The following is a 26,358-nucleotide window of genomic DNA, read 5'->3' as shown; positions in this document are numbered from 1 at the left end:
TGCCCAGCACGGCCCACCGCCGCCTGAGTCCCTTCCAAGCTCGCCGCACAACCAACGGTCAAGACCGCTGACCGCTCGCTGCGAGCAGTTCCTTCAAGATCGTTGCCGGGTCGGCCCGCTGTTGCTTGCGGTAGTTGCCGACATGGCGAACGAACAGTGTCGCGCGCGTCACCAAGCTCTTGCCGAGCACAGGTTTGCGATCCAACTCTTCCTTGATCCGTTGAAACTGAGCCTGGATCACCGCATCGGTATAGCGCGTGCCGGTGGCCAGGTTGTCGATATAGATCGCCACCGCGCCGTCGAGGGCGCTGCGGCCATTGTCGATGGCCGTAGCGAACAGCGTCGCACTGGCTTCGTCCTTGTTGGCGACCGCCTGATCGCGGCTCTTCTGCAGGTTGATCAGGCGGATGTTGTAGTTGCTGATGGTCTCGGCCACCAACGCAGCGGACTGGATCAGGTTGCCCGCCGCCTCTTCGCGTTGCTGGGCGATCAGCGAGACGTTGCGCTTGAGCTCTTCGTTGACCAGCCCCAACTCGGCTTGCAGCTTGGGGTCGACACTGGCGGCAATGATGGTGTCCAGGCGCTTGGTCGGGTCCTGGGCTTCGTCGATGGCATCGGTCAGTGCGGCCAGGCGCCCTTCTTTCTGCCATTGGGCAAACAGCTCCTTGTAGCGCGAACGCGGCGCCGACAGCGCGCCGATCGCCACACGGAAACCGGTGGTCTCATTGCTTTGCTCGGTGCCGTCGGCGGCGAACAGCGGGTACTCACGGCGCATGCCGGTAAACAGCGTGCCCTCGCCTTCGAGGTAATTGCCGCCCTTGACCACAAAGCCGCCGTAGGTGCCCTGGCGTCGCCCGGCGTGCACCAACTGGAAGGACTCCTGGACCATCTCCGCAGCGTTGCCGATCACATCGAACAGGCCGATCGGGTTGGGCAACTTAGTACCGATGGGCATCAGGCGTGCAGCCTGGCCGGTGCCGCCGGCCACCTGGTTGAACACCGCGTAATCCGCCAGCGGGCCTTCGCCTTCATGGCCTTCGACACGCCGAGGGAACAAGCGGCCCTCCAACTCCTGGCGGCTCACCGCCTGCCCGCCGCGTGCGGCGTATTCCCATTCCACTTCGGTGGGCAGGCGCACAAACCCCAGGCCACCGTCTTCCGCCGAAGAGCCGCGACCGCTGACCGGCAGCAAATCACGGTGGTATTTCATCAACCAGGCGCTGTACACCGCCGAGAAGCGTTCGGCTTCAAAGCGTGACAGCTTCACCTTGGGCAGCCGCGCCGCCATGCCGGTGGGAATGTCGCAGGCCGGCGCCGGTTCACCACTGGCCAGGGACTGCGCCTGGGCCATCACCGCAGCATATTGGCGGGCGGTCACTTCGTACTTGCCGATGAAGTACAGCATGGGCTTGAGCGGGGTCTTGGCGTCGGCCTTCGGCATCAAGGGCGCAATGACGTTGTTCCAATCCTTGGGCAGATCCTTGAGGGTGAACTGGCCGTTGATGAAGTCGCGCCGGTAGCCGGAAATAAACGATTGCTGGTAACCCGCCTCGCCTTCGGCGAAGGGGTAGCCAAGACTGATTTCGCGATCGTCCAGGGTGCCCTGGGCGAGTACGTAGGCGTAGCGGAACACCATGTTGCCTTCGCACGGCAGCGGCAGGCTCACGTCGTCCGGCAGCGGTTTTGGATTGTCGAGCTTGTCGCTCGCCTCATCAGCCCAGGCCAGCGAGGCCAGGCTCAGCACCACACAGGCACCCAGTAACTTATACATCTCTGATTCCTTCAGAAGCCTGGATCCGCGCCACACGCCAACCACCACAGGCCGCCGCCACGGCGCTGACGCCGAGGACTGCAACCAGGGCCAGGCCGTAATGACGCGCCAGCAGGTGGCTGGCGTATTCGCCCGGAACCTGCACAAATAGCTTATTCAACCCCGCCTCGGCCAGGCCATACAACCCTGCACTGAGCACGGCGGCAGCACCTGCGCTGTACAACGCTTGCACCACCACAAACCACAACAGCCCACCGGTGGAAAAGCCCAACAGGCGTAACACCGACAATTCCCGGCGCTTGCGCGCCACGGCGGCCAAAGCCCCGGCGAAGATCGCCGCGAACGCGCCCGCCAAGGCCAAACCGGCGATGATCCAGAATACGATCGACAGGTTGCGGCTCAACGACTGCACCTGCGCGATAGTGTTCGCCTGGGTCGATACCAACAGGTTCTGCCCGGCGAAATACACACGTAACACTTCTACATCGCTGAGACGGCGTGCGTACAGGCGAAATGCCGGGTACACCCGCTGCTCACTCGCACCGACCGCGTCACCTTCCCACCCCAGCGCCGGCACCGCACGGCCGTCGCGATAATCTTCGGCTGCTTCCAGCAGGCCCAGGTCGGCAAACAGCCCATCACGGGCGAACGCCTCCAACGGCAGCACTGCCAGCACCTGCACACGCGTGCCCCGGGCCTCGACACGCCCGGCCACTTGCCGCGCAAAGCGGGTGTCCAGCCAATCGCCGGGGCGTGCCGCAAGCTTTTCGGCGGCGGTGTGGCTCAGCACGATCTGGTCCATGCCCTTGGGCATCGGCAAACCGGCCAGCAACGGGTCACCCGGCGCGGTCGGCAGCATTTCCAGGGTCAGCGTGCCGACCTGCGCCGTCGCTGCAATCTGCCGCGTGCGCGGCACGGCAAACGCCACGTCGCTACGTTGCCCCAGTTGCTCGACAAACGCAGCGCTGAATCGACCACCGCCCAACGGAATAATTTCACGGGTAGCGGGGTCGGTCTCCAAACGTTCGGTCAAACTGCCAACCAGTCCAAATTTCAAGCCAAATAACACCAGCAACGGCGCGATCACCGCCACCAACGCCAACACTGAGCAGGCCGATAGCCAGGCATCATTGCGGTAATCCTGCCAGGCCAGGGACGCCACCAAGCCGATGCGCATCAACAGGCCTCCCCGAGGGTGGCGGTGACGCCGCCATCCGTGTCGCGACGGCAACTGATGCGCCGCACCTGCAAGCCACTGGCACGGGCCAAGGGTTCGTCATGGGTGGCGATCACGCAGGCGGCACGGTGTTCGCGAGCCTGCGCCAGCAGCGCCTGCATGACCCGTTCGGCATTCAGTGGGTCCAGCGACGCGGTCGGCTCATCCGCCAACACCAGTTGCGGCCCGTGGGCCAGGGCGCGTGCACAACTGACGCGCTGACGCTGGCCTACCGACAATGCAGCGGGTTTCTTGGCCAACTGGTCACTGATCTCCAACTGCGCGGCCAGCCGTGTCACGCTGCCGTCATCCGGCAAACCGAGCAGTTTGCGCGACAAGGCGATATTGCCGCGCACATCGAGAAACCCCAACAATCCGCCGGTTTGCAGCACGTAGCCCAGATGCCGGCTGCGCAGCTCGGCCAACGTCGATTGCCGATCCGCTCGCCACAGCCCGCCGATGTCCTGCTGATTGAACTCGAACTGCCCCACCTGATCCGGCGCCAGCACTAACGCCAATAGATCCAGCAAGGTGCTCTTGCCACAACCGCTGGGCCCGACGATCGCCAGTTGCTCACCCGCGCGCAGGTGCAGCGCCGGGATCACCAGGCTGTAACGCTGGCTACCCACGCCCCGGCTCTTGTGCATTGCGCTCAGGTTCAGCATTACGGCAACGTCGACAACGGCACGCGGTACAACGCATCACCCGGCTCGGCATCGCCGAAACGAACCCAGTTGGCCAGGTCATTGTGGAAGGTTTCGTAAAGGCGGATTTTCGAATCCAGCTCGTCGATAAAGTCTTCCTGCTCGGCCACGCTCAACGACAACCACAAGTCCTGGGTCATGTTCAGCGACTTGCTGCGGTACGGCAGGCCTTCCAGGTATTCGCCGAGGAGGCCGCCATCGGCCAGGTTGCCGCCCTTGCGCAACGCCTGCGGGTCGCGGCTCATGTAGGCCGAGGCACTGGCGATTTCCTGGAAGAAGTCCTTGGGTGAGCTTTGGGTTTTGCGCGCCGCGTCGACGATCAGTTTCAGCGACTGCTGCAAATCGTTGAGCTGCAACTTGGTCAGCATCACGCACACCTGGAACGCCGGCAGCGCCGGGTTGGTCAGGTCGCGGTCGGCGGTCCAGGCGCTGACCAGTTGCGGTGCCTGGCTGGCGGTTTTGCGCCCGAGGAAATCCATGTGCATGGCATAGCCGACGGCGGCGGATTTGTCCGCCAGGCTCGGCGCGCTGCTCAGCAACGGCACCGGCTGCGGTGTGTTGCTGCGCACTTGATGAACGAGGTTGGCGAACACCGTGCCGATCTCATCGACGCGCTCGCCCAGTTTGCGTACATCGCCGCCCGGCACGGGCGTGTACAGGTCGCCGATCTGCGGGTTGGCGTCAGCCGTGAGGATGCGGTACTGGCTCTCGGCACCGGCGTGGGTTTTCTTGCCGGCATCGGTACGCAGGTGCAGCGCGTAGATCTTGATCTGCTTACCCAACGCGGCCTGACGCACCTCGGCTTCGTTCATCTGGGTGGCGGCGAACGGATCGTTCTTGCGCAACGCGCCGGCGTCAGTGACCAGCAGGATAATGCGCCCGCCATAGCCGGACCAATCCATGCCATCCACGGCCTGCATCACCCCAGCAAAAGCGTCTTCGTTGAACGAATGGCTGGACACCGTGGACGCTTTGACTTGCCGCGCCATATCGAGAAAGCGCTGCGGGTCGCGACCTTGATCCAGGGTGATCAAGGTCTTGGCCACATATTCCAGGCCCGGGGTTTTCTTGATGCTGTTGCGAAAACCCACCAGGCCGAAGCTGACGCTGTCCAGCTCACCGCGTTCGGCGATACGGGTTTGCAACTCATGCACCACGTCACGCACCTGGTCGATGTAGGGCTGCATCGACACGGTGGTGTCGACCACCAGCACCACAGCGGTACGGAACGCATCGGCACTGACCGAAGGTACAGCCGGCTTGGCAACGCTGCTGCCAGGATCGATGGACGCCACGTTGAGCAACTGCACCGGCTGGCCATTTTCGTCGAAGCTCTCTTTGGAGTCGAAGATCGGCAACAGGTAAAACTGGTTCTGCGGCACGGCGCTGGCGGTCGGCTCGAGCGCCAGCACTTGCTGATTGTCTTCGCTGTTTTTCTGCGCCTTGGCCAAGACGTTTTTGGCCGCTGCGGGGTCGGCCAGCAACTTTTCCACTTCGCCGGGCTGGCGCAGGAACATCACCGGTGCCCGGCCCGAGCGCTCGGTAAACTTGAGCACCAGGCTCTGCTTCCAATCGCTGACCTGGGCGGCGGGCAACCAACCGTCACTGCGACCATCGGTAGCGGCGCCGACGCGTACCCACGGGCTGCCATCGACCTCTTTGCGTTGGTACACATACAGCACGGAGAACGCCGGCAAGGCTTTGCCGGGCGCAGCCCCGGCATCGCTGGAAAGCTTGGCGCCGGGCTTGCTGAGCACGCGCTGGAACAAGGTCTTTTTGCCCGCCATCAGCAAGGGGTGCTGACCGCCATCCGCGTCAGCGACCACAGGTTTCAACTCAGGCGGCGGCGTTTTGGGAACGACGGCGGCCGGCGGCGCGGCAGGCTTATCAGTGCCGCTCAACCACCAGTAACTGGCGCCGCCGATGGCCAGCGCCACCGCCACGGCCACCGCCGCCAACGCCAATACCGGCCCGCGACGCTGCTCGTTATGCTGGGACGCCGCCGGTGGCACCACCGGTTGGCGCACAGGCTCAGGCGGTGCGCTCGGAATCTCAATGGATTCAGGGGTGATGCCGCCCAGATCAAAGCTCATCGGGACCGGCAACGGCCGCACCAGAGTGGCTTCCAACGAGTCCGCCGGCAGTTGATCGAGCGCCAGCAGCAACGCCGCCGCATCGGGGAAACGATCAGCCGGGTCCTTGGCCAACAACTTGCGCAGCACCCCTTGGTAACGGCCATGGTGCACCGGCAGTTCCGGCAACGGCTCGGTCAGGTGCGCCAGCGCCGTGGAAAGCGCATCGGTGCCGTTGTACGGCAGCTTGCCGACAAGGATTTCATAGAGCACCACACCGAGCGCGTACAGGTCGGCGCGACCATCAATTTCCTGGCCCCGCGCCTGCTCCGGGCTCATGTAGCTGGGCGTGCCCACGGCAAACCCGGCTTGGGTGAACTGGGTACGATCATCCAGGGACTTGGCGATGCCGAAGTCCGACAACACCGCCGTGCCATCGGCGCGGAACAGGATGTTGGCAGGCTTGACGTCACGGTGGACCAGGCCCTGGGCATGCGCATAGCCCAACGCCGAGGCGATCTGGCGGATCAGCGTGACCCCTTGCTCCGGCGTCAGGCCGGCGGCAATGCGCTCCTTGAGCGTGCCATTGGGCAGGTATTCCATGGCCATGTAATACAGCTCACCGACGTTGCCGATGTCATGGATGGTCACGGTGTGCGGATGCGACAGCCGCGCCAGGGTCTTGCCCTCGCGCAGGAAACGCTCGCAGAAGGTCGGGTCGGCCGCCAGTGCCGCCGCCATCACCTTCAACGCCACCTTGCGTTCCAGCGAGCGTTGGGTCGCCAGGTACACGCTGGCCATGGCGCCTTCACCGATCTCGCCTTCGATGTCATAGCCCGGGATCACGATGTTCATGGCGACACCTTCACGACAATGGTGGTGATGTTGTCCGGCGCACCCCGGTTAAGCCCCAGGTGCACCAGGCTGCGCACGATTTCATCCGGCGCGTCATGCCCCAGCACTTCGCGGATCTCATGATCTTCGACGGTCTTGTTCAGACCGTCGCTGCACAGCAGGTAGCTGTCACCGGGGGCGATCAGCAGGTCGACGACGGCCACCTCCAGCTGGGCTTCCACCCCCACCGCGCGGGTGACGATATTGGCGCGTGGATGCACGCGGGCGTCGGCTTCGCTGAGCAGGCCGCTGTCTTGCAGGTCCTGCACGTAGCTGTGGTCGCGGGAAATACTTTCCAACACGCCGTCGCGCAAACGGTACAGGCGACTGTCACCGGCCCACAGGCACACCCCGCGCAAGCCGCGCGCGGCCAGCACCACCACGGTGCTGCCCATCATGGTCACGCCACGGTTGGCGGTTTCTTCACGCACGATCGCATTGATGCGGATCAGGTCATTACGCAGCGCCGCCGAGTATTCATCGAGGGAGCGCCCTACCGGCACCTGACGCAGACTGTCGACAATCAGGCTGCTGACATAGTCACCCGCCGCATGCCCGCCCATGCCGTCGGCCACCACCCACAGGCGGTTTTCCGGCAGGTCCAGGCAGGCGTCTTCATTGACCTGGCGCACCATGCCCACATGGCTTTTGCTCGCGGATTTGAACGTCGACCCCATCTACACCACACCTTCTTGTCCGAGCAAAAACTGCGCAAAATCGTCGGCGGCAGGCAAGCCCTGACACCGCAATAAACCAGGGGAAATACGTTGCGAGCCGCGGCCCCACCAGAGGCTGGCACCGGCGCAGGCTTGTTCGGCCAGCGCGGTCATCCGGTCGTGAGGCAGCGTGGCGTTCATCCGTTGCAAACCGGCGAAACGACTGTCGACCACTCGCAGCTCGCTGGCTGGAAGGCCCAGCTTGTCGACGCCAGCGTTGAAGCTTTCGAACGTGGCATCGGCGTCCAGGGTACTGAGCAACAGCTCTTCGGCCTGCTCAAACCAGGTATCCGGCCCCCCCACGAGTGACGCAGGATTGGTGTCCTGGTCCAGCAGGGTCACCACCGCCAACGGAAAATACCGCCCGACCCGATCGATACTCGGCATCACCACGCCCGCCGCCGCATCCGGCCCGCACACGCCCGGCGCCAGCACAAAGCGCCACAACGGGCTGACCAGGTACACGTTGAGCCATTCGCCGCCCAGGCTGTTTTGGCTGGCGAGCAAACCTGCCGCCAACCAGCTGTCCCACGGGCCGATAAAACTCTGGGGCAAGGCGCGGCTGACGAAGTCACCGCGGCTGGCCAACTTGCCGTAGAAACCCAGCGTGGTCATAACCGCTCCGGCAGGCTGAAACCGCTGAGCACGCGGCTCTTGAACGGGTTGAAGGCGCTGTTGGCGCGTAACTCGTAGGCAATGCTTGCGCCGTCGACCCGCAGGCGCAGGTTGAAGCGATCCGGCGAGTTACCGGCCGTGAGGTCCGACTGCTCCAGCAGGCGGAACCAGGCCCACGGCCCATCCAGGGTCACACCGGAGCGCCCACTGGCCGACGGCGGCATGATCGAAATACGCACCACGCCAATGCTGCCGGGGTTCGGCCATTGCATCGCAACCGGGCGGCTGGGGCCGTGGTCATAGCTCAATTGCTGGCCGTCGAGGTCGAGCAGGAACTGGGTGATGGTCGGGTCCATCGACACCGGCTTGAGTTCGAAGCGTACGATGGGCTGGGTGCCCCCGGCGCGGAAGAACGCATCACGAATGGCCGCCGCGCGCTGGAAAGTCTGCAGCACACCCGGCGCGATCCCGAGCTTTTGTGCCGCGCCCGGCTGCCAGCGCCAGGTTGGGGTGGAGGTGTCCACATACGGCTGCAGGTACTTGCGGAAGTAGTTGTCCATGACCCCGCCCACGCCGAAAAACTGGCCAAAGTCATCCAGGGTCGCGTCCCGCGCACTGCCCGGCGACATCGGGTAGCGCCCGGCCAGGGACTGGCGATACACGTTGACCACTTCGCTGACCCAGGCCGCGTTCAGTTGGTTGCGCACCCCGCCCATCATGCTGTTGGTGGTGGAGTTGACCACCGACTTGACCATGCCCTGCACCAAGGGTGGCTGGCGCTCGGCATTCAGGCTGACCCGCGTGGCCGCAGCCGCCGCCTGGTTCTTCGCCTCGCCGAGCAAGGCATCGCCACTGGCGCCGACCATGGCGCTGACCTGCACATACAGCGCATTCATGTCCGCGAGCAGGCCGTCGATGGCCGCCGGCTCGCCCTCATTCTTGCTGACAATGCTGTTGAGTTCGGCAAAGTGCGCGGTCACCGGATCGTCCGCCACCTGCGGCTGGCTGGCCGCCTGTTGCTCCTGGCCGAGCAGGCTGCCCAGGCGTTCCTTGAGCTTGTCGACGCCACCTTCCACTGGTACGCCTTTGGCCGCCAGCTGGCGTTCCTCAGCTTGCAGGTCGGTTTCCTTGGCCACCGCCACCAACAGTTTTTTCAGCGGTGAGGTCGGCCCGGAAATCACCCGCAGCACATCGGCCGCCTGGGCCACGCTGGTGATCGGTACGAAGTCGATGTCTGCCAACAGCGCGTCCCATTGGCGCTGGTAGTCCTGGAAATACAGGCGGCGCACGTCACCGGCCAGGCTCACCACGTTCTGTTGATCGGCCTGCTCGCGGCCCAGCACCCATTGCTCTTCGGCGAGCGTGCCGGTCTGGTTCAGGCTGCTCAGCAAAAACGCCTGGCGGTAGCCCTTGGCGGTGAAGAAACCACTGAGTGGCTCACCCAGCGGCTTGCCGCTCTTGCGACTGAAGACCAGTGCGGCATCGCGACCGGCGGCTTCATTGATGCGAAAGTCCGGGATACCGTCGGGCAATTTCTGGCGCTTGACCCGGTCGTACACACGTTGGGCCACCGGCAGCTGTTGCAACTGGCGACGCAGGTCATCGATCAGCCGAGGATCGAGACGCGCATTCGGTGGATGGCGATCAAACAGGGCCTGCAAATGCCCACTCAAGGCCTGGCGCTGATCGGCCGGCAAATCGCGGGGCAGGCTGCGGTCCCAATCCAGGGCGATCCAGGCTTTGATGAAGTCCGGGTCGTAGTGCTCGCTGTCGGCAAGCATCAGGTAAGCCTTGAGCCCTTCGTACAGGAAGTCGGAGTTGCCACCGCCGCGCAGTTGCTCTTCGATACGCGTCACCAGACGCGGCGCGAACACCGCGATCAGCAGTTTGCGGTACACGCTGCCGGATTCGGCTTCGAGCATATCGCCCTGGTACAGGCCCAAGCCTTCGGCCCAGCCGGGCGGATCGCCGGCAAGGTTTTTCGTGGCGTTGAGCAACGGCAGCACGGCGAGCACTTCACGCTGGGCCGGGCTCAGGTTCTGCACCGCCTGGCCCAGTGGCGCAACCTTCTGGTCAACCTGGGCGATATACGCCTGGTTGGCGCGATAACTCACCCACCACAAACTGCTGACCACCACCACCAAGGCCACGGTGGCCGCCAGGACGCCGCGTGCAATCCACTTGCGCCGACGTTCGACCTTCGGGTTCACCCCGACCAGCCCACGTTCGGCAAACGCCACGGCGCTGAACAGTTTTTCGATGAAGTAACTGCGCCCGGTGCCGCTCTGGCGGGCCAGGTGCTGGCGATCCAGGTTCATGCTCTGGGCCATGGCGCCGATCAGGCGATCAATCGGGCTGCCTTCCTGAGTACCGCTGGTGAAGTACACGCCGCGCAGCAGCACGCGTTCTTCGAAGGCATTGGGTTTGAACACACCGTCGAGGAAGCTTTGCAGGCAGTCCTTCAAAGCCCCGAACTGCTGCGGGAAGCCGTAGATCAGGTCGCGTCGCGCCGGGTCGCGTTCCTGTTGCAGGCGTTCCACCAGGCGCTCGTTGAGGCGTTGTTCCAGCCCTGCGAATTCGCTTTGCAGATGCGCCAGCGGGCCGTCGCTGTGCTTGCCGTCGTCCAGGGCAAAGGTCATGCCCCATACCTGGGCGCGGTCTTCCTTGCTCAGGTTGTCGAAGAACTCCATGAAGCCGGGCACCAAGTCGAGCTTGGTCAGCATCAGGTAGATGGGGAAACGCACGCCCAGCTGGGTATACAGCTCCTGGATACGCAAGCGAATCGCCGCCGCGTGGGCAGCGCGCTCGGCTTCAGTCCCGAGCAACAGATCCGACAGGCTGATCGCAATGAACGCACCGTCGATCGGGCGGCGTGAGCGTTGCTTTTTCAGCAGGTCGAGGAAACCCAGCCACGCGGCTTTATCGACCGTGGAGTTGCTGTCTTGAGTGGTGTAGCGGCCAGCGGTATCGAGCAGCACGGCCTGGTCGGTAAACCACCAGTCGCAGTTGCGCGTACCGCCGACACCGCGCACGGCCCCGGCGCCCAATTGGGCCGCCAGCGGGAAATGCAGCCCGGAGTTGACCAGCGCGGTGGTCTTGCCCGAACCCGGTGGGCCGATGATCACGTACCACGGCAATTCGTAGAGGTTGCGCCGCTCATCACCACCGAGCTTGGCTTTCTTCAGCAGCGCCAGGGCCTCGTCCATGCGCTGGCGCAGGGTGCTGAGTTCTTCGGCGGTGGCGACACTGTTGGGGTCGACCGGGGTTTGCGCCGCCAGGCTGCGCATCACTTCGGCGGCCTGCCGACGCGCCTGGATGATGCGGAACACGCGGTAGGCGATCCACACCGCAAACACCAGGATGATCAGCGCCCAGCGGCGCCCTTCCGGCATCAACAGGTCGAGCAGCGGCCCGACAAACCAGATGATCAGGCTCAGGGCGATCAGGCCCAGTACCGGGATCACCCAGCGAATCATGAAACTGAAAAACGCCTTCACTCGACGCCCTCCGCCAATACGGTGATTTCAACCCGACGATTACGGGCACGGCCTTCGGCGGTGGCATTGGTAGCCACCGGCTCGGTGTCGCTTCTGCCCTCGGCGCTGAAGCGCTCGGCCTGGCCGGTCTTGGCCGCCAGGATCTCCAGCACCGACTTGGCCCGCGCTTCGGACAACGCCCAGTTGGACGGGAAACGCAGCGTGGCAATCGGGCGGTTGTCGCTGTGCCCGGTGACACGCACCTGGCCTTTGACTTTGCGGATGGCGTCGGCAATGCGCAGCATCAGTGGCTGGTAGTCATCGACGATGCTGGAACTGGCCGAGGCGAACAGTTCATCACCACGAATGGTCACCACGGAACGGTCGACCGCATCTTCCACGGCAACACGACCGGCCTTGATGTCTTCCACCAGGAAGCCGGCCAGGCGTGGGCGTTCGATGATTTTGGGTTGTGCCACCGGACGGTCGATCGACTGCACCGGGATCTCGCCCAAGGCATGGATATTCTTGAATACCGGCTCGGCATCCGACGCCAGTTTCAGGCGCAAGCCGAACAACAGCGCCAGCAGCAGCGCCAGGCCGATGGCCACGGCGATCCACGGCGGCATGAATTGCGCCAGGCGATCACGCGCCACCGTCACACCGCGCCAGTGCGGCGACAGCTCGCGCTCGTGTTCACCACGGGCACTGCGAATCGTCGCCGCCGTGCGCTCACGCAGGGCGTCCAACTGGCTGCGCCCGTCGTTCATCACACGGTAACGGCCTTCGAAACCCAGGCACATGCACAGGTACAACAACTCCAGCAGGTACAAGCGTTCCCGTGGGCTTTGCAGGCAGTGGTCGAGCAGTTGGAAGACTTTTTCACCGCCCCAGGCTTCGTTGTGCACCGTGATCAACAGGCTCTGCTTGCCCCAGTCGCTGGTGCTGCCCCACGGCGTGCTCAGCACGGCTTCATCCAGGGCGGTGCATAGCGCGTAACGGGCCAGCAGCACTTCGTTACGCGGGATGCCGGCGGCTTCAGCACGCTCTTCGAACTGGCGCAAATAAGCCAGCAGCTGCGCGCGCAGGCTGGCCGGCGCCGGATGGGCGATGGTGTTGCGCAGGCGTGTGAGCAACGCCAACAACGGGCCGGCGGCGCTTTCCAGCGGGTTCAGGCCCTGGCTTTTGCCGGTGAGCATCGGCGCGGCCGGCATCGACAGCGGGGCCGGTTCTGCACGCGCAGGTTCTGGCGCCCGGCCACCCGGGCGCGGCATGAACTGGGTGCGGTCATCATCATTGGGATGCATCGCGAATTATCCTCGAATCGCCCAGAAGGCCAGGTTCAAGCCCGGGAACTGCCCGGCGATATGGAAGGCAAATCCGCCGGAGTTGTGCAGTTGCTGCCAGTGCTCGCTGCCCCGGTCCAACTCGTAATAGGTACTGCCTGCGTGATACGGGATCTGCCGTGGCGCCACCGGCAACGGCAGCAGGCCGATGCCCGGCAGTTGCAGGTTGACCATGTCACGGATGTGCTCCACCGAGCCGACCTTGCTCTGTTGGCCGAAGCGCGCCCGCAGGGTTTCGCCAGGCACGTCGGCGCGCACCACCAGGATGAAGCTGGCGCTCTCGAGCAGGGTTTTGTCGGCAAGCATGGCCACGTGGATGCCATAGGCTTTTTCGACAATCGGGATCGGCGTGGCCTTGCTGTCGATCAGCATCGACAGCGCTTCACGCAGCGCCTGCATGACCGGGGCGAAGCTCAGCGCCAGGTCGTCATGCTGGTATTGCGGGTATTCCTGAGGGCGCCGGCCCGAGGTCGAAAAGGTCGAGAACTCGCCGGCCAGGCTCACCAGTTCACTGAAGAAGCGCTCCGGGTGCAGCGGGCTCAACTGGCTGAAATGCTGGAGCAGCGGCTGGGCGCGGTTGACCAATTGCAGCAGCATGAAGTCGGCAATCTCCGACGCGCCACCGGCCCCCGAGGCGACCACGCGGCCAGCCAGGGCTTCGCCGCGCTGGTGCAGCAGGCCGAGCAGTTCACTGCGAAAGGCCGTCAACGGTTTGCTCGCGGCGACGTCGAGCACCGGCGGGATGTAAGTGTCATCCAGCACCAGTGCGCGGTCGGCGCGTTTTTCCTTGATGCGCACAAGGCCCACGGCGGCGTAATCACTGATGCCATCCTGGGCCGTCAGCAGGCGCAGGGCGCGCGAGCCGACAGCCACGGGCGCACGGTTCTCGAACGGGGCATTGTCATCGCGCACTTCGCGCACCTGGCTGACATACCGCGCAGCTTCCAGGGCTTCGCCCGCTTCCACGGTATCGCGGGCACCGGCGCGCTTGAGCGGCAAGGCCAGGTACACCAGGCCGTCGCGCAGGTTGTCGTCGATATTCAACGGGCTCGGCGCGAGGTCGTCCTGAGGGATATTGAACGGCGTGCCATCCGGCAACAGGCCGCGCGCCGAAACGATCGCCAGCTTGCCCTGGGCCAGCAGCCCCTGGTCGATCAGCAACTCGGAAAAGCCCCAGGCACCGGCAGACAACGGGCGGCTGCGGGCGTCGATCAGGTTCTCCAGGTAACGGTCATGCTGCTGGAAGTGCTGCGTTCCGATGAACATGCCTTCCGACCAGACCACGCGATTGTTCCAGGACATGGGGGCTCCGAGGGTTTCTTATTGGGCAGGGCTGGATGGGGTAACCACGACATCGGCACGTACGGCGCGTACATCGAGGCTGATCTGATATTCGGTGTATTGGCGCGGTGGCACGTTGATCACCGTGCGCCATTGCGCACGGTCCAGCTCGCGATAGCCCACCAGCAAGCCGATCTGGCGCGTGGCAGGGTCGAGGTCACGCTGGATGCTCAGTTGCTGGCCGGGTTGCACCATCACTTCGTCCTGGTCCAGCAGGTCCAGGCCGAGGGTCGATTGCGCGCGATCCGCCAGGGCGAAGTAGTCGGAGCGCCCGAAGGTAGCGGCATTTTTCAGCTCGAAGATGCGCACACGCACGGGTGCGGCCTGGCCGTTGGCGCCCGGGTTGAGCCCGGCAATGGCATGAAAGTGCAACTCGACCGCGGCGGTGTCCGCTTCAGTTTCGCCCGCCACTTCGGGCTTGGCCGCGTCCTTGGCACACGCCGTCAGCAGCAGCACAGTAGCGGCTGCGAGTAAAAACCTGGGAATCATCCTGCGTCCTCAATGACGTTCTTAGCTATCCGTTAAATCCGTGTACTGCGTGTTCAGCGCCGCTGTCGTGCGCTGTGTTCTTCGTAGGCTCGGCTGAATTCGCGGCCGAACAGGTCCTGGAAATCTTCCTGGGCCTCGCGGGAAATATTGCTGTAAAGCTCAGTGAACTGCTGCCAGTACTGCGCCTGGCGCGAACCGTTGAACAGGCTCGATAAGCCGCCGGGTTTGCCCATGCGTTCCTCCAACTGCGAGGGTTCAAAGCGGGTGAGCAGGTGCTTGATCGCGGCCTCCACGCCGGCCATCACGGCCAGTTGGTGAGCACGCAGGTCATCGAAACTGTCGCGCACGGCCGCGTCCGGTGCCATAAACGCCTGGTTGCCGTGGCGAAGCAGCAGCAGCAAGGCTTCGTCGGCATTCGGCGCGAATTTCAACGGGTTGTTCTCGGCGGGCCGGATCATGGTCTGCTGCATGCGGAACTCGCCTTTGAGGCTGGCGCGGGCACGCAATACATCGATCAGGCCCTCGACCATCAGGCGGTAGCTGCGGCCGATGTTTTCCATCTGGGCGCAGGCATCGGCCTTGTCCAGACGCAACTGCTCCAGCCCGGCGCCACGCAGGAACGCTTGCAACAAGTCGGGGGATTGCTGGGGCTCGGCCACGGGGCGTACCGACTCGACCACGGGCGGCGGCTGAATCACCGGGGCGACCGGCGGTGGCGGTGCAACCGGAACGACCGGTGCCGGGGTATCGGCAAACAGGTCCCAGTCATCGGGAATCAGCGAGCCTGCGACCACGGGTTTTTCCACCGCCACCGGCGTCGGCGGGCGGAAGTCGTGCTGCTCGGGCGGCACATGATCCGCCACGGTCGGCGGCGGCACAGCAGTGGGGCTGAGGAAGTCGAACAGGTCCGGCAAGGTGTCCATTGCCGAGGCGCCCTGGAACTGCGGCGCGATCACCGGGGTCGGCGTTGGTGGCTTTGCCACGGCGCCCATCAACGCCTCGAAGCTGTTCGGCGAATTACCGGCAAACGGCTGGCTATCAACGGCTTGCACGTTGAAATCGATACGCGCCTGGATCTCGTAGTCGCCGATGCGGATCAGTTCACCATCTTGCAGCGGCTCGCTATTGCCACGGCGCATGCGGATACCGGCGCGAACCAACTCCACCCCGTTTGTACTGTTATCGGTTAAATAATAACGGCCATCTTTGTATTGAATAACGCAATGCTGTGAAGAGACGAGACGCTCCGGATCAGGCAAGACCCAGTCATTATCCGAACTGCGGCCAATAGCCATCACGCCCTGGTCCATGGACTTTTCCGAGCACTGCCCAGGGGTAATCTTGTGATAACTAGTGATAGTCAAACACAGCGACATCTTGCCTCCTTGCTGATTACATCGCGCGCGGTCGATTCCCGGGGCTACGCTTCCCGGGACATGCCCGCCAGGTCACACAAAATGACCCTGAATCTACCTAAACCCGCAAGATCGCTGATCTTAGCTGGCTTGCATGACAAAAATCCTGCTTGGCGGGCGCCGTTCGACCCACCAGTCGCGCAGGTTGTTAAACACCGCACATCTATCACAGAGGACGAATAGCTTACCTTGACAAGGCATAAGTACTACACCAAAAATGCACAACTTCTTGAACATCACTGATGTCACAGTAGTGGCACTCTGACTATATGACCAAGAAAACATGCAAAGTTCCTCAGACAACTAATGCATGCATTGCCCGCCGTCTATCGGGCTGATAAGGAGATCAAACTCAGTGGATGTGCCGTTGCTGCTCGCCGCCGTTTCCCCGACTTCGCCCTGTGGCGAAGACATGGAATATGACGCGCAATTTCTCCAGCTGGAGCGTGATGCCAAGGGCCAACCCGAGCGCAGCATGGGCGACTCGATCCTGCCCGCCGAACCGCCGGAATGGCGCAGCATCCAGCAGCAAAGCCTCGATTTGCTGCAACGCAGCAAAGACCTGCGCATCACTCATTTTCTGCTGCAAAGCACCCTTGCCCTGCAAGGCGTGGCCGGGTTGGCTGAAGTCCTTTCGTTGATCAACGCCTTGCTGCGCGACTATTGGGTCGACCTGCACCCGCGCCTGGATGCCGACGACGATAACGACCCCACCGTGCGCGTCAACGCCCTGTCCGGCCTGACCGGTGACACGACCATCCGCCTGCTGCGCGAAAGCATCCTCACTCGCTCGCGCACCTTCGGCCCGGTCAGCCTGCGGGCGGCGCTCAATGCCAGCGGCCTGCAGATTTTTGCCGACGAGCAGCTCGGCGCGCAGCAACTCCACGCCGCGTTCCTCGACAGTGACCCCGAGCACCTGCAAGCCACCCGTGACGCCTTGAGCGCAGCGCGTGCGGCGTGCGAGGCCATCGAGGAGCAGGTCAATGACCAGGTCGGTTCCGCCCGAGGCGTGGACCTGAGCGCCTTGAAGCAACCGCTCAAGCAGGCGCTGCAAATACTCAATCAAGCGGTGCCAGGCACCGACAACAGTGGCGAACCCGAGGCCGTCAGTGACGACAATGCCCCCTCGGTCGACTTCGCCGCTGCGCCTGTGGCAGTGCGCCCGGCTGGCGATATCGCCAGCCGCGACGACGTGCTGCGCAGCCTCGACAAGATCCTTGCGTACTACACCCGGCATGAGCCTTCGAGCCCGCTGCCGGTGCTGTTGAATCGGGCCAAGAACCTGGTGCACGCCGACTTCGCGGCCATCGTGCGCAATCTGATTCCCGACGGCATGTCCCAATTTGAAAACCTGCGCGGCCCGGACAGCGAGTAAGCCACCGGGCTATGCAGTAACAACACCGTCGCTCAAGCGACCAGGAGCAGCAACGTGGCGAAGCAAAGTTCTCAGAAATTCATTGCGCGCAACCGTGCGCCTCGAGTGCAGATCGAGTACGACGTCGAGCTCTACGGCGCCGAGAAGAAGGTCCAACTGCCCTTCGTAATGGGTGTGATGGCCGACCTCGCCGGCAAACCTGCCGAGCCGCTCGCCGCCGTGGCCGACCGCAAATTCCTTGAAGTGGACGTCGACAACTTCGACTCGCGCCTCAAGGCCATGCAACCGCGCGTGGCCTTCCACGTCCCCAACGAACTGACCGGCGAAGGCAACCTGAGCCTGGACATCACCTTCGAGAGCATGGACGACTTCAGCCCGGCCGCCGTGGCGCGCAAGGTCGATTCGCTGAACCAGCTGCTCGAAGCCCGCACCCAGCTGGCCAACCTGCTGACCTACATGGACGGCAAGACCGGCGCTGAAGAAATCATCATGAAGGCAATCAAGGACCCGGCACTGCTTCAGGCACTTGCCAGCGCGCCTAAGCCTGCAGGGGACCAGTAATCATGACCGACAATACCGCCCGCGAAGGCAGCCAGATCCTCGGCACCCAGACCGAAGAAGCCAGCGAGTTCGCCAACCTGCTGCTGCAGGAATTCAAGCCAAAGACCGAGCGTGCCCGCGAAGCCGTGGAAACCGCAGTGCGCACCCTGGCCGAACAGGCCCTGGCGCAAACCGACCTGGTGTCCAATGACGCGATCAAGTCGATCGAATCGATCATCGCGGCCATCGACGCCAAGCTCACCGCCCAGGTCAACCAGATCATTCATCACCAGGATTTCCAGCAGCTGGAAAGCGCCTGGCGTGGCCTGCATTACCTCGTCAACAACACCGAGAGCGATGAGCAGCTCAAGATTCGCGTGCTCAACATCTCCAAGCCCGAACTGCACAAGACCCTGAAGAAATTCAAGGGCACCGCATGGGACCAGAGCCCGATCTTCAAGAAGATGTACGAAGAAGAATACGGCCAGTTCGGCGGTGAGCCGTACGGCTGCCTGGTGGGCGACTACTACTTCGATCAGTCACCACCCGACGTGGAGCTGCTGGGCGAGCTGTCGAAAGTCTGCGCCGCCATGCACTCCCCGTTCATCGCTGCCGCTTCGCCGACCGTGATGGGCATGGGCTCGTGGCAGGAACTGTCGAACCCGCGCGACCTGACCAAGATCTTCACCACCCCGGAATACGCCGGCTGGCGCTCGCTGCGTGAATCGGAAGACTCGCGCTACATCGGCCTGACCATGCCGCGCTTCCTGGCTCGCCTGCCGTATGGCGCCAAGACCGACCCGGTGGAAGCCTTCGCCTTCGAAGAAAACACCGACGGCGCCGACAGCTCCAAGTACACCTGGGCCAACGCCGCCTACGCGATGGCCGTGAACATCAACCGCTCGTTCAAGCACTACGGCTGGTGCTCGCGCATCCGTGGCGTGGAGTCCGGTGGTGAAGTGGAAAACCTGCCGGCCCACACGTTCCCTACCGATGACGGTGGTGTGGACATGAAGTGCCCGACCGAAATCGCCATCAGCGACCGCCGTGAAGCGGAACTGGCGAAGAACGGTTTCATGCCGCTGCTGCACAAGAAAAACACCGACTTCGCCGCCTTCATCGGTGCCCAGTCGTTGCAGAAACCGGCCGAATACGATGACCCGGACGCCACCGCCAACGCCAACCTGGCTGCGCGCTTGCCGTACCTGTTCGCCACCTGCCGTTTCGCTCACTACTTGAAGTGCATCGTGCGCGACAAGATCGGTTCCTTCAAAGAGAAGGACGAGATGCAGCGCTGGTTGCAGGACTGGATCCTCAACTACGTCGACGGCGACCCGGCCCACTCCACCGAAACCACCAAGGCCCAGCACCCATTGGCTGCCGCTGAAGTGATCGTGGAAGAAGTGGAAGGCAACCCGGGTTACTACAACTCCAAGTTCTACCTGCGCCCGCACTACCAGCTCGAAGGGCTGACCGTGTCGTTGCGCCTGGTATCGAAGCTGCCTTCGGCAAAAGGCGCTTAAGTAAGTCGCTCTTCTGTGGGAGGGGGCTTGCTCCCGATGCAGGCAACTCGGTCTCTCAGTCGGACCGAGGTGATGCCATCGGGAGCAAGCCCCCTCCCACACAAAAGCATTGCCCCTTCTGGGGCATAACCAAATTCAGTGGCAGGGGCCACACAGGGAGAAAACATGGCTGTTGATATTTTCATCAAGATCGGCGACATCAAGGGCGAGTCCATGGACAAGGCCCACAAGGACGAAATCGACGTACTGAACTGGAGCTGGGGCATGTCCCAGTCCGGCAACATGCACGTCGGCGGTGGCGGTGGCGCCGGCAAGGTGAATATCCAGGACCTGTCGCTGACCAAGTACGTCGACAAGGCGTCGCCTAACCTGATGATGCACTGCGCCAGCGGCAAGCACATCGACAAGGTCAAGCTGACCGTGCGCAAGGCCGGTGGTGAAAGCCAGGTCGAGTACATGGTGATCAACCTGGAAGAAGTGCTGGTAACGTCCCTGAGCACCGGCGGTTCGGGCACTGATGACCGCCTGACCGAGAACGTCACCCTGAACTTTGCCCAAGTGATGGTCGACTACCAGCCGCAGAAAGCCGACGGCACCAAAGACGGCGGCGCGATCAAGTTTGGCTGGAACATCCGTTCCAACACCAAGCGCTGATAGCTCTGGTGGCCGTGGCCCAGCGCCACGGCCCCAGAAACTTTGTCCTCCTCACACCCCGTCCGTGGAGCTGCTTTGGTGGTAACTGAAATCGCTTCCCGCGACCGTCTGCAACCGTCCCTGCTGGACCGGTTGACCGACGACGACCCGACCAACCCCAAGGAAAGCGCCGACAAACGCGTGCTGTCCCTGACCCAATTGAAAGCCTCGGTGCTGCGCGACCTGGCGTGGCTGCTCAACACCACGTCGTTGCTCGATGCCGATGCCACGTTGCACACCCCGGCCGGTACTTCGGTGGTCAATTACGGCCTGCCGGCATTGGCGGGAAACAGTGCCTCCAGTGTCGATATCAAAGCGCTGGAAGCCCTGATCTACCAGGCCATTGCCACCTTTGAGCCGCGCATCCTGCGCCACACCCTGCGCGTCAAAGCCCGCCTCAGCCAGGGCGAGATGAACCACAACGCGTTGAGCTTCGAGATCGAAGGCGACCTGTGGGCACAGCCGGTGCCTCTGCGCCTGTTATTGCAAACCGACCTCGATCTGGAATCCGGCCATGTGCGTGTCGTCAACGCCGACCAGCGGAGACGAGCATGAACCCGCGCCTGCTGGAGCTGTATAACCAGGAACTGCATCACGTGCGCGAAAGCGCCGCCGAGTTCGCCAAGGAATACCCGAAGATCGCCAGTCGGCTGACCCTGTCCGGTATGGACTGCGCCGACCCGTACGTCGAACGCTTGCTTGAAGGTTTTGCCTACCTGACGGCCCGCGTGCAGCTCAAGCTCGACGCCGAGTACCCGACCTTCACCCACAACCTGCTGGAAATCGCGTACCCGCACTACCTCGCGCCAACCCCGTCGATGACCGTGGTGCAGCTGCAGACCGACCCCGACGAAGGCTCCCTGGCCAGCGGTTTTTCGCTGCCCCGCGACACGGTGTTGCGTGCGGCATTGGGCCGTGAAACCCAGACCTGCTGCGAGTACCGCACCGCGCACCCGGTGACGCTGTGGCCGTTGCAGGTAGCCAACGCGGAATACTTCGGCAACCCCGCCGCCGTGCTTGGCCGCCTGGCCGCCAGCGAACCGAAGGCCAAGGCGGGTTTGCGCCTGACCCTGCGCACCGGCGCCGAGTTGCCATTCAACAGCCTCGACCTGGACAGCCTGCCGCTGTACCTCAGCGGTGCCGACGAGCAGCCGTTCCGCCTTTACGAGCAACTGCTCGGCAACGCCTGCGCGGTGTTTGCGCGCAAGCCTGGCGGTGATTGGGTCGAGCGCCTGCCCCAGGACGCGCTGCGCTCACGCGGCTTCGACGACGCCGACGCCGCCATGCCGGTGGTGGCGCGCGCCTTCCAGGGCTATCGCCTGTTGCAGGAATACTTCGCCCTGCCCCATCGCTTCCTGTTTGTCGAATTTGCCGAACTGCGCCGTGCGATCAAGCGCTGCGACGGCCAGGAACTGGAGCTGATCGTGCTGTTCGACCGGCATGAACCGAGCCTGGAAGGCAGCGTCGGCGCGGCGCAGTTCCTGCCGTTCTGCACGCCGGCGATCAACCTGTTTCCCAAACGCCTCGACCGTATCCACCTGTCCGACCGGGTCAACGAGCACCATGTGATCGCCGACCGCACCCGGCCGATGGATTTCGAGATTCATTCGCTCAGCGGTATCACCGGCCACGGCACTGGCCCGGAGCAGCCATTCCTGCCGTTTTATGCGGTGCGCGACCCCTCGCGCTATGGCCGCGACCTGGCCTATTACATGGTGCGCCGCGAGCCGCGTGTGTTGTCCAGCGACCAGCGTCGCAACGGCCCGCGCTCCACGTATGTGGGCAGCGAAACCTTTGTCAGCCTGGTCGACAGCCGGCAAGCACCCTACCGCCACGACCTGCGCCAACTCGGCGTGACCGCGCTGTGCACCAACCGCGATTTGCCGTTGTTCATGAGCGTGGGTAACGGCAAGACCGATTTCACCCTGGCCGACAGTGCGCCGGTGCTGGCCGTGCGTTGCGTGGCCGGCCCGAGCCGCCCGCGGGCCAGCCATGCGCATGATGCCAAGGCCTGGCGCCTGATCAGCCAGTTGTCGCTCAACTATCTGTCGCTCAGCGAGCAGGGCCAGGGCGCGGGCGCCTTGCGTGAACTGCTGCGCCTGTATGGCGACAGCAACGACGCCGCCCTGCAATTGCAGATCGAGGGCCTGCGTGAAGTCAGCAGCAAAGCCGTGACCCGGCGCCTGCCGATGCCTGGCCCGATCGTGTTTGGCCGTGGCCTGGAGATCACCCTGGAATTCGATGAAAACGCGTTTCGCGGCACCGGGGTGTTCCTGCTCGGTGCGGTGCTGGAGCGCTTCCTGGCACGCTACGTGTCGATCAACAGTTTTACCGAGACGGTGATCCGTACCACCGAACGCGGCGAGATCATGCGATGGAAAGCCAAGCCCGGGCGGCGTCCGACCCTGTGAACACACTGGATGCGATGCATCAGGAACCCTGGGAATACGATTTCTTCCAGGCGCTGCGGCGTATCGAGTGCGAATCGCCCGACCTGCCGCGCCTGGGCCATTCCCTGCGCCTGGCGGATGACCCGCTGCGCCTGGGGCAGCAGGCCGATTGCACGTTCGCCCCGGCCACCCTGGCCGCGGTCGACCCCGGTGGTGACGGCAAGCCGGCGCGCCTGGAGCAATTCTTCTTCGGCCTCGGCGGCCCCAATGGCCCGCTGCCGCTGCATATCACCGAGTACGTCCGCGAGCGCCAGCGCAACAACGCCGACAGTACCAGCAAGCAGTTCCTGGACGTGTTCCACCATCGCTTGCTCAGCCTGTTCTACCGGGCCTGGGCCGAGGCCCGGCCCACCGTCAGCCATGACCGCCCGGATGATGACTACTGGTCCGCCCGCCTCGCCGCCCTGAGTGGCCGTGGCATGCCAAGCCTACTCAACCAGGGGCTGATTGCCGACGCCGCGAAGCTGCATTACAGCGGCCACTTGTCGGCGCAGACCCGCTACCCGGATGGTTTAAAGGCGATCCTCAGCGAGTACTTCGGCCTCCCGGTGGAGATCGAAGAGTACGTCGGCCAATGGCTGGAACTGCCCGAACGCAGCCGCGTGGGTGTCAGCGCCAACCAGCTGGGCGTGGACTTTTGCCTGGGCAGCCATGTGTGGGACCGCCAGCACAAATTCCGCATCCGCCTGGGGCCACTCAAGCTCGATGACTACATGGGCATGTTGCCCGGCCACCCGCCATTCAATGAGCTGGTCGCGTGGGTGGCCGAGTACCTGGGCCATGAACTGGACTGGGACTTGAACCTGGTTCTGCAACAACCTGAAGTACCGGCGCTGCAACTCAATGGCCAGTTCCGCCTGGGCTTCAACACCTGGCTCGGCCAACCCGCGCACGACGCCAACGACCTAATCCTGGCCCGGCATTACGCCGATCAGGCCACCACCTCAAGGAATCCAGAGCATGGGTGAAATCAGTCGCGCCGCATTGTTCGGCAAACTCAACAGCGTGGCCTACAAGGCCATCGAAGCCGCCACCGTATTCTGCAAGCTGCGGGGCAACCCGTATGTGGAACTGGCCCACTGGTTTCATCAACTGCTGCAACTGCAGGACTCGGACCTGCACCGCATCATTCGCCAGTTCAACGTGGAGCCGGCGCGCCTGGCCCGTGACCTGACTGAAGCGCTGGACCGCTTGCCCCGCGGCTCGACCTCGATCACCGACCTGTCCTCCCATGTGGAAGAGGCCGTGGAGCGCGGTTGGGTCTACGGCAGCCTGATGTTCGGCGAAAGCCAGGTGCGCACCGGTTACCTGGTGTTGGGCATCCTCAAGACGCCGAGCCTGCGCCATGCGCTGCTGGGCCTGTCTTCCGAGTTCGACAAAATCAAGGCCGAGGCCCTGAGCGAGCGCTTTGATGAATACGTCGGTGACTCGCCGGAGAACGCCCTGAGCGCCAGCGACGGTTTCAACGCCGGCGCCGTGCCGGGCGAAGCCAGCGGCGCCATGGCGCCAAGTGCCATGGGCAAGCAGGAAGCCCTCAAGCGCTTTACCGTCGACCTGACCGAGCAGGCCCGTAGCGGCAAGCTCGACCCCATCGTCGGCCGTGACGAAGAGATCCGCCAACTGGTCGACATCCTGATGCGCCGCCGCCAGAACAACCCGATTCTCACCGGTGAAGCCGGTGTGGGCAAAACCGCCGTGGTCGAAGGTTTCGCCCTGCGCATCGTCGCCGGTGACGTGCCGCCTGCGCTCAAGGATGTGGAATTGCGCAGCCTCGATGTGGGCCTGCTGCAAGCCGGCGCCAGCATGAAAGGCGAGTTCGAGCAGCGCCTGCGCCAAGTGATCGAAGACGTCCAGGCGTCGCCCAAGCCGATCATCCTGTTTATCGACGAAGCTCACACCCTGGTCGGTGCCGGTGGCGCCGCCGGCACGGGCGACGCCGCCAACCTGCTCAAACCGGCATTGGCCCGTGGCACCTTGCGCACCGTGGCCGCGACCACGTGGGCCGAGTACAAGAAGCACATTGAAAAAGACCCGGCCCTGACCCGCCGCTTCCAGGTAGTGCAAGTGGCCGAGCCGTCGGAAGACAAGGCGCTGCTGATGATGCGCGGCGTGGCCTCGACCATGGAACAGCACCACCAGGTGCAGATCCTCGACGAAGCCCTGGAAGCCTCGGTGAAGCTGTCCCACCGCTACATCCCGGCGCGCCAGTTGCCGGATAAATCCGTAAGCCTGCTGGACACCGCCTGTGCCCGCGTTGCCATCAGCCTGCACGCGGTGCCGGCTGAAGTGGACGACAGCCGCCGTCGTATCGAAGCCCTGGAAACCGAGCTGCAAATCATCGCCCGCGAGCATGCCATCGGCATTGCGATTGGGGCCCGTCAAAGCAACACCGAAGCGCTATTGAGTGCCGAGCGTGAACGTCTTGCAACGCTGGAGAGCCGCTGGGCCGAAGAGAAAGCACTGGTCGATGAGTTGCTCGCCACCCGTGCCACCCTGCGTGAAAAGGCTGGCGCGGTGGACAGCGGCAACGATGAATTGCGCACGCAGCTGGTCGATCTGCAACAGCGCCTCAGCGCCCTGCAAGGCGAAACCCCGCTGATCCTGCCGACCGTGGATTACCAGGCCGTGGCCTCGGTGGTCGCCGACTGGACCGGTATCCCGGTGGGCCGCATGGCCCGCAACGAGCTGGAGACCGTGCTCAACCTCGACCAGCACCTGAAGAAGCGCATCATCGGCCAGGATCACGCCCTGCAGATGATCGCCAAGCGCATCCAGACCTCCCGCGCCGGCCTCGACAACCCGAGCAAGCCGATTGGCGTGTTCATGCTGGCCGGCACCTCAGGCGTGGGCAAGACCGAAACCGCCCTGGCCCTGGCCGAAGCCATGTACGGCGGCGAGCAGAACGTCATCACCATCAACATGAGCGAGTTCCAGGAAGCCCACACCGTATCCACCCTCAAGGGCGCGCCACCGGGCTACATCGGTTACGGCGAAGGCGGCGTGCTGACCGAGGCGGTGCGACGCAAACCCTACAGCGTGGTGCTGCTGGACGAGGTGGAAAAAGCCCACCCGGACGTGCACGAGATCTTCTTCCAGGTGTTCGACAAGGGCGTGATGGAAGACGGTGAAGGCCGGGTGATCGACTTCAAGAACACCCTGATCCTGTTGACCACCAACGCCGGCACCGAGCTGATCTCCCACGTTTGCAAAGACCCGGCGAACGTGCCGGAGCCGGAAGAGATCGCCAAGGCCCTGCGCCAACCGCTGCTGGAAATCTTCCCGCCGGCGTTGCTGGGTCGCCTGGTGACCATTCCGTACTACCCGCTCAGCGACGAGATGCTCAAGGCGATCACCCGCCTGCAGCTCAACCGCATCAAAAAACGCGTGGAGAGTACGCACAAGGTGGCCTTCGACTACGACGACGCAGTGGTCGACCTGATCGTCTCGCGCTGCACCGAAACCGAAAGCGGTGGCCGTATGATCGACACCATCCTCACCAACAGCTTGCTGCCGGACATGAGCCGTGAGTTCCTCACGCGCATGCTCGAAGGCAAGGCGTTGGCGGGTGTGCGCATCAGCAGCCGGGATAACGAATTGCACTACGAGTTCAACGATTGACCTGAAGGAACACAATCAAACGGTGGGAGGGGGCTTGCTCCCGATAGCGGTGCATCAGGCCCCTATGCATCAACTGACACACGGCTATCGGGAGCAAGCCCCCT

19 protein-coding genes are annotated in these 26,358 nt (G+C 63.7%); 8 read left to right on the top strand and 11 right to left on the bottom strand.

From position 1 onward, the window contains the following. Nucleotides 1-58: 58 nt before the first annotated feature. Genes ACQRBT_RS09840 through tagH form a run of 11 tightly spaced genes read right to left on the bottom strand, consistent with a single transcriptional unit; the run spans nt 59 to nt 16,016 of the window. On the bottom strand, nt 59-1,771 hold the full coding sequence (locus ACQRBT_RS09840; RefSeq protein WP_412046217.1) for a formylglycine-generating enzyme family protein: 1,713 nt from the start codon (nt 1,769-1,771) through the stop codon (nt 59-61). After that, the gene (locus ACQRBT_RS09835; protein WP_412046218.1) at nt 1,764-2,948 is read right to left on the bottom strand and encodes an ABC transporter permease; all 1,185 of its coding nucleotides are present in this window, start codon (nt 2,946-2,948) and stop codon (nt 1,764-1,766) included. Before ACQRBT_RS09835 ends, ACQRBT_RS09840 begins: the two co-directional genes overlap by 8 nt. Continuing rightward, complete coding sequence (locus ACQRBT_RS09830; RefSeq protein ID WP_060756673.1) at nt 2,948-3,652, bottom strand: ABC transporter ATP-binding protein; 705 nt, start codon at nt 3,650-3,652, stop codon at nt 2,948-2,950. The genes ACQRBT_RS09835 and ACQRBT_RS09830 overlap by 1 nt, the downstream gene beginning before the upstream one ends. Beyond that, the gene (locus ACQRBT_RS09825; protein WP_161548598.1) at nt 3,652-6,618 is read right to left on the bottom strand and encodes a serine/threonine-protein kinase; all 2,967 of its coding nucleotides are present in this window, start codon (nt 6,616-6,618) and stop codon (nt 3,652-3,654) included. Before ACQRBT_RS09825 ends, ACQRBT_RS09830 begins: the two co-directional genes overlap by 1 nt. Then, the gene (locus ACQRBT_RS09820; RefSeq protein WP_060756671.1) at nt 6,615-7,334 is read right to left on the bottom strand and encodes a PP2C family protein-serine/threonine phosphatase; all 720 of its coding nucleotides are present in this window, start codon (nt 7,332-7,334) and stop codon (nt 6,615-6,617) included. The genes ACQRBT_RS09825 and ACQRBT_RS09820 overlap by 4 nt, the downstream gene beginning before the upstream one ends. Beyond that, nucleotides 7,335-7,988 carry a type VI secretion system-associated protein TagF gene (gene tagF / locus ACQRBT_RS09815; RefSeq protein WP_090367944.1) on the bottom strand — a complete coding sequence of 218 codons (654 nt, stop codon included), beginning with the start codon at nt 7,986-7,988 and terminating at the stop codon, nt 7,335-7,337. Next, nucleotides 7,985-11,485 carry a type VI secretion system membrane subunit TssM gene (gene tssM, locus ACQRBT_RS09810; RefSeq protein WP_412046219.1) on the bottom strand — a complete coding sequence of 1,167 codons (3,501 nt, stop codon included), beginning with the start codon at nt 11,483-11,485 and terminating at the stop codon, nt 7,985-7,987. Before tssM ends, tagF begins: the two co-directional genes overlap by 4 nt. Continuing rightward, complete coding sequence (locus ACQRBT_RS09805) at nt 11,482-12,771, bottom strand: DotU family type VI secretion system protein (protein WP_060756668.1); 1,290 nt, start codon at nt 12,769-12,771, stop codon at nt 11,482-11,484. The genes tssM and ACQRBT_RS09805 overlap by 4 nt, the downstream gene beginning before the upstream one ends. A gap of 6 nt (nt 12,772-12,777) precedes the next feature. Beyond that, nucleotides 12,778-14,112 (bottom strand): type VI secretion system baseplate subunit TssK, encoded by a 1,335-nt coding sequence (gene tssK / locus ACQRBT_RS09800; RefSeq protein WP_161548595.1) that lies wholly within the window; start codon nt 14,110-14,112, stop codon nt 12,778-12,780. Nucleotides 14,113-14,130: 18 nt separating this feature from the next. Then, the gene (gene tssJ / locus ACQRBT_RS09795) at nt 14,131-14,640 is read right to left on the bottom strand and encodes a type VI secretion system lipoprotein TssJ (protein WP_060756666.1); all 510 of its coding nucleotides are present in this window, start codon (nt 14,638-14,640) and stop codon (nt 14,131-14,133) included. 53 nt (nt 14,641-14,693) lie between these two features. Next, on the bottom strand, nt 14,694-16,016 hold the full coding sequence (tagH, locus tag ACQRBT_RS09790) for a type VI secretion system-associated FHA domain protein TagH (protein WP_161548594.1): 1,323 nt from the start codon (nt 16,014-16,016) through the stop codon (nt 14,694-14,696). Nucleotides 16,017-16,410: 394 nt separating this feature from the next. On the opposite strand from tagH, the gene tssA reads away from it, so the two are divergent. From tssA to tssH, 8 genes are all read left to right on the top strand, one after another. Then, nucleotides 16,411-17,430 (top strand): type VI secretion system protein TssA, encoded by a 1,020-nt coding sequence (gene tssA, locus ACQRBT_RS09785; protein ID WP_060756664.1) that lies wholly within the window; start codon nt 16,411-16,413, stop codon nt 17,428-17,430. 54 nt (nt 17,431-17,484) lie between these two features. Continuing rightward, nucleotides 17,485-17,991 carry a type VI secretion system contractile sheath small subunit gene (gene tssB, locus ACQRBT_RS09780; RefSeq protein WP_003231688.1) on the top strand — a complete coding sequence of 169 codons (507 nt, stop codon included), beginning with the start codon at nt 17,485-17,487 and terminating at the stop codon, nt 17,989-17,991. A gap of 2 nt (nt 17,992-17,993) precedes the next feature. Continuing rightward, complete coding sequence (tssC, locus tag ACQRBT_RS09775; RefSeq protein ID WP_060756663.1) at nt 17,994-19,493, top strand: type VI secretion system contractile sheath large subunit; 1,500 nt, start codon at nt 17,994-17,996, stop codon at nt 19,491-19,493. Between the two features lie 165 nt (nt 19,494-19,658). Further along, the gene (locus ACQRBT_RS09770; RefSeq protein WP_060756662.1) at nt 19,659-20,147 is read left to right on the top strand and encodes an Hcp family type VI secretion system effector; all 489 of its coding nucleotides are present in this window, start codon (nt 19,659-19,661) and stop codon (nt 20,145-20,147) included. 78 nt (nt 20,148-20,225) lie between these two features. Further along, complete coding sequence (tssE, locus tag ACQRBT_RS09765) at nt 20,226-20,741, top strand: type VI secretion system baseplate subunit TssE (protein WP_060756687.1); 516 nt, start codon at nt 20,226-20,228, stop codon at nt 20,739-20,741. After that, entirely contained in the window at nt 20,738-22,597 is a 1,860-nt protein-coding gene (gene tssF, locus ACQRBT_RS09760) for a type VI secretion system baseplate subunit TssF (RefSeq protein WP_060756661.1), read from the top strand. Before tssE ends, tssF begins: the two co-directional genes overlap by 4 nt. Next, complete coding sequence (gene tssG, locus ACQRBT_RS09755; protein WP_412046220.1) at nt 22,561-23,604, top strand: type VI secretion system baseplate subunit TssG; 1,044 nt, start codon at nt 22,561-22,563, stop codon at nt 23,602-23,604. Before tssF ends, tssG begins: the two co-directional genes overlap by 37 nt. Then, complete coding sequence (tssH, locus tag ACQRBT_RS09750; RefSeq protein WP_412046221.1) at nt 23,597-26,254, top strand: type VI secretion system ATPase TssH; 2,658 nt, start codon at nt 23,597-23,599, stop codon at nt 26,252-26,254. The genes tssG and tssH overlap by 8 nt, the downstream gene beginning before the upstream one ends. Nucleotides 26,255-26,358 lie beyond the last annotated feature (104 nt).

It is taken from the genome of Pseudomonas sp. R19M (assembly GCF_050312585.1).
In the GTDB taxonomy this organism is placed as follows: Bacteria; Pseudomonadota; Gammaproteobacteria; order Pseudomonadales; family Pseudomonadaceae; genus Aquipseudomonas; species Aquipseudomonas palleroniana.
The sequence above is the reverse complement of the archived record's forward strand: the minus strand, read 5'-3'. Positions and strand labels throughout refer to the sequence as shown.

What these genes read in the sequence shown, in the direction of transcription:
- ACQRBT_RS09825 (WP_161548598.1), bottom strand. Translation starts at nt 6,618, where the DNA reads ATGAACATCGTGATCCCGGGCTATGACATCGAAGGCGAGATCGGTGAA.
- tagH (WP_161548594.1), bottom strand. Translation starts at nt 16,016, where the DNA reads ATGTCGCTGTGTTTGACTATCACTAGTTATCACAAGATTACCCCTGGG.
- tssK (WP_161548595.1), bottom strand. Translation starts at nt 14,112, where the DNA reads ATGTCCTGGAACAATCGCGTGGTCTGGTCGGAAGGCATGTTCATCGGA.
- ACQRBT_RS09840 (WP_412046217.1), bottom strand. Translation starts at nt 1,771, where the DNA reads ATGTATAAGTTACTGGGTGCCTGTGTGGTGCTGAGCCTGGCCTCGCTG.
- tssG (WP_412046220.1), top strand. Translation starts at nt 22,561, where the DNA reads ATGGAAAGCCAAGCCCGGGCGGCGTCCGACCCTGTGAACACACTGGAT.
- ACQRBT_RS09820 (WP_060756671.1), bottom strand. Translation starts at nt 7,334, where the DNA reads ATGGGGTCGACGTTCAAATCCGCGAGCAAAAGCCATGTGGGCATGGTG.
- tssF (WP_060756661.1), top strand. Translation starts at nt 20,738, where the DNA reads ATGAACCCGCGCCTGCTGGAGCTGTATAACCAGGAACTGCATCACGTG.
- ACQRBT_RS09835 (WP_412046218.1), bottom strand. Translation starts at nt 2,948, where the DNA reads ATGCGCATCGGCTTGGTGGCGTCCCTGGCCTGGCAGGATTACCGCAAT.
- tagF (WP_090367944.1), bottom strand. Translation starts at nt 7,988, where the DNA reads ATGACCACGCTGGGTTTCTACGGCAAGTTGGCCAGCCGCGGTGACTTC.
- tssC (WP_060756663.1), top strand. Translation starts at nt 17,994, where the DNA reads ATGACCGACAATACCGCCCGCGAAGGCAGCCAGATCCTCGGCACCCAG.
- ACQRBT_RS09830 (WP_060756673.1), bottom strand. Translation starts at nt 3,652, where the DNA reads ATGCTGAACCTGAGCGCAATGCACAAGAGCCGGGGCGTGGGTAGCCAG.
- ACQRBT_RS09805 (WP_060756668.1), bottom strand. Translation starts at nt 12,771, where the DNA reads ATGCATCCCAATGATGATGACCGCACCCAGTTCATGCCGCGCCCGGGT.
- ACQRBT_RS09770 (WP_060756662.1), top strand. Translation starts at nt 19,659, where the DNA reads ATGGCTGTTGATATTTTCATCAAGATCGGCGACATCAAGGGCGAGTCC.
- tssH (WP_412046221.1), top strand. Translation starts at nt 23,597, where the DNA reads ATGGGTGAAATCAGTCGCGCCGCATTGTTCGGCAAACTCAACAGCGTG.
- tssJ (WP_060756666.1), bottom strand. Translation starts at nt 14,640, where the DNA reads ATGATTCCCAGGTTTTTACTCGCAGCCGCTACTGTGCTGCTGCTGACG.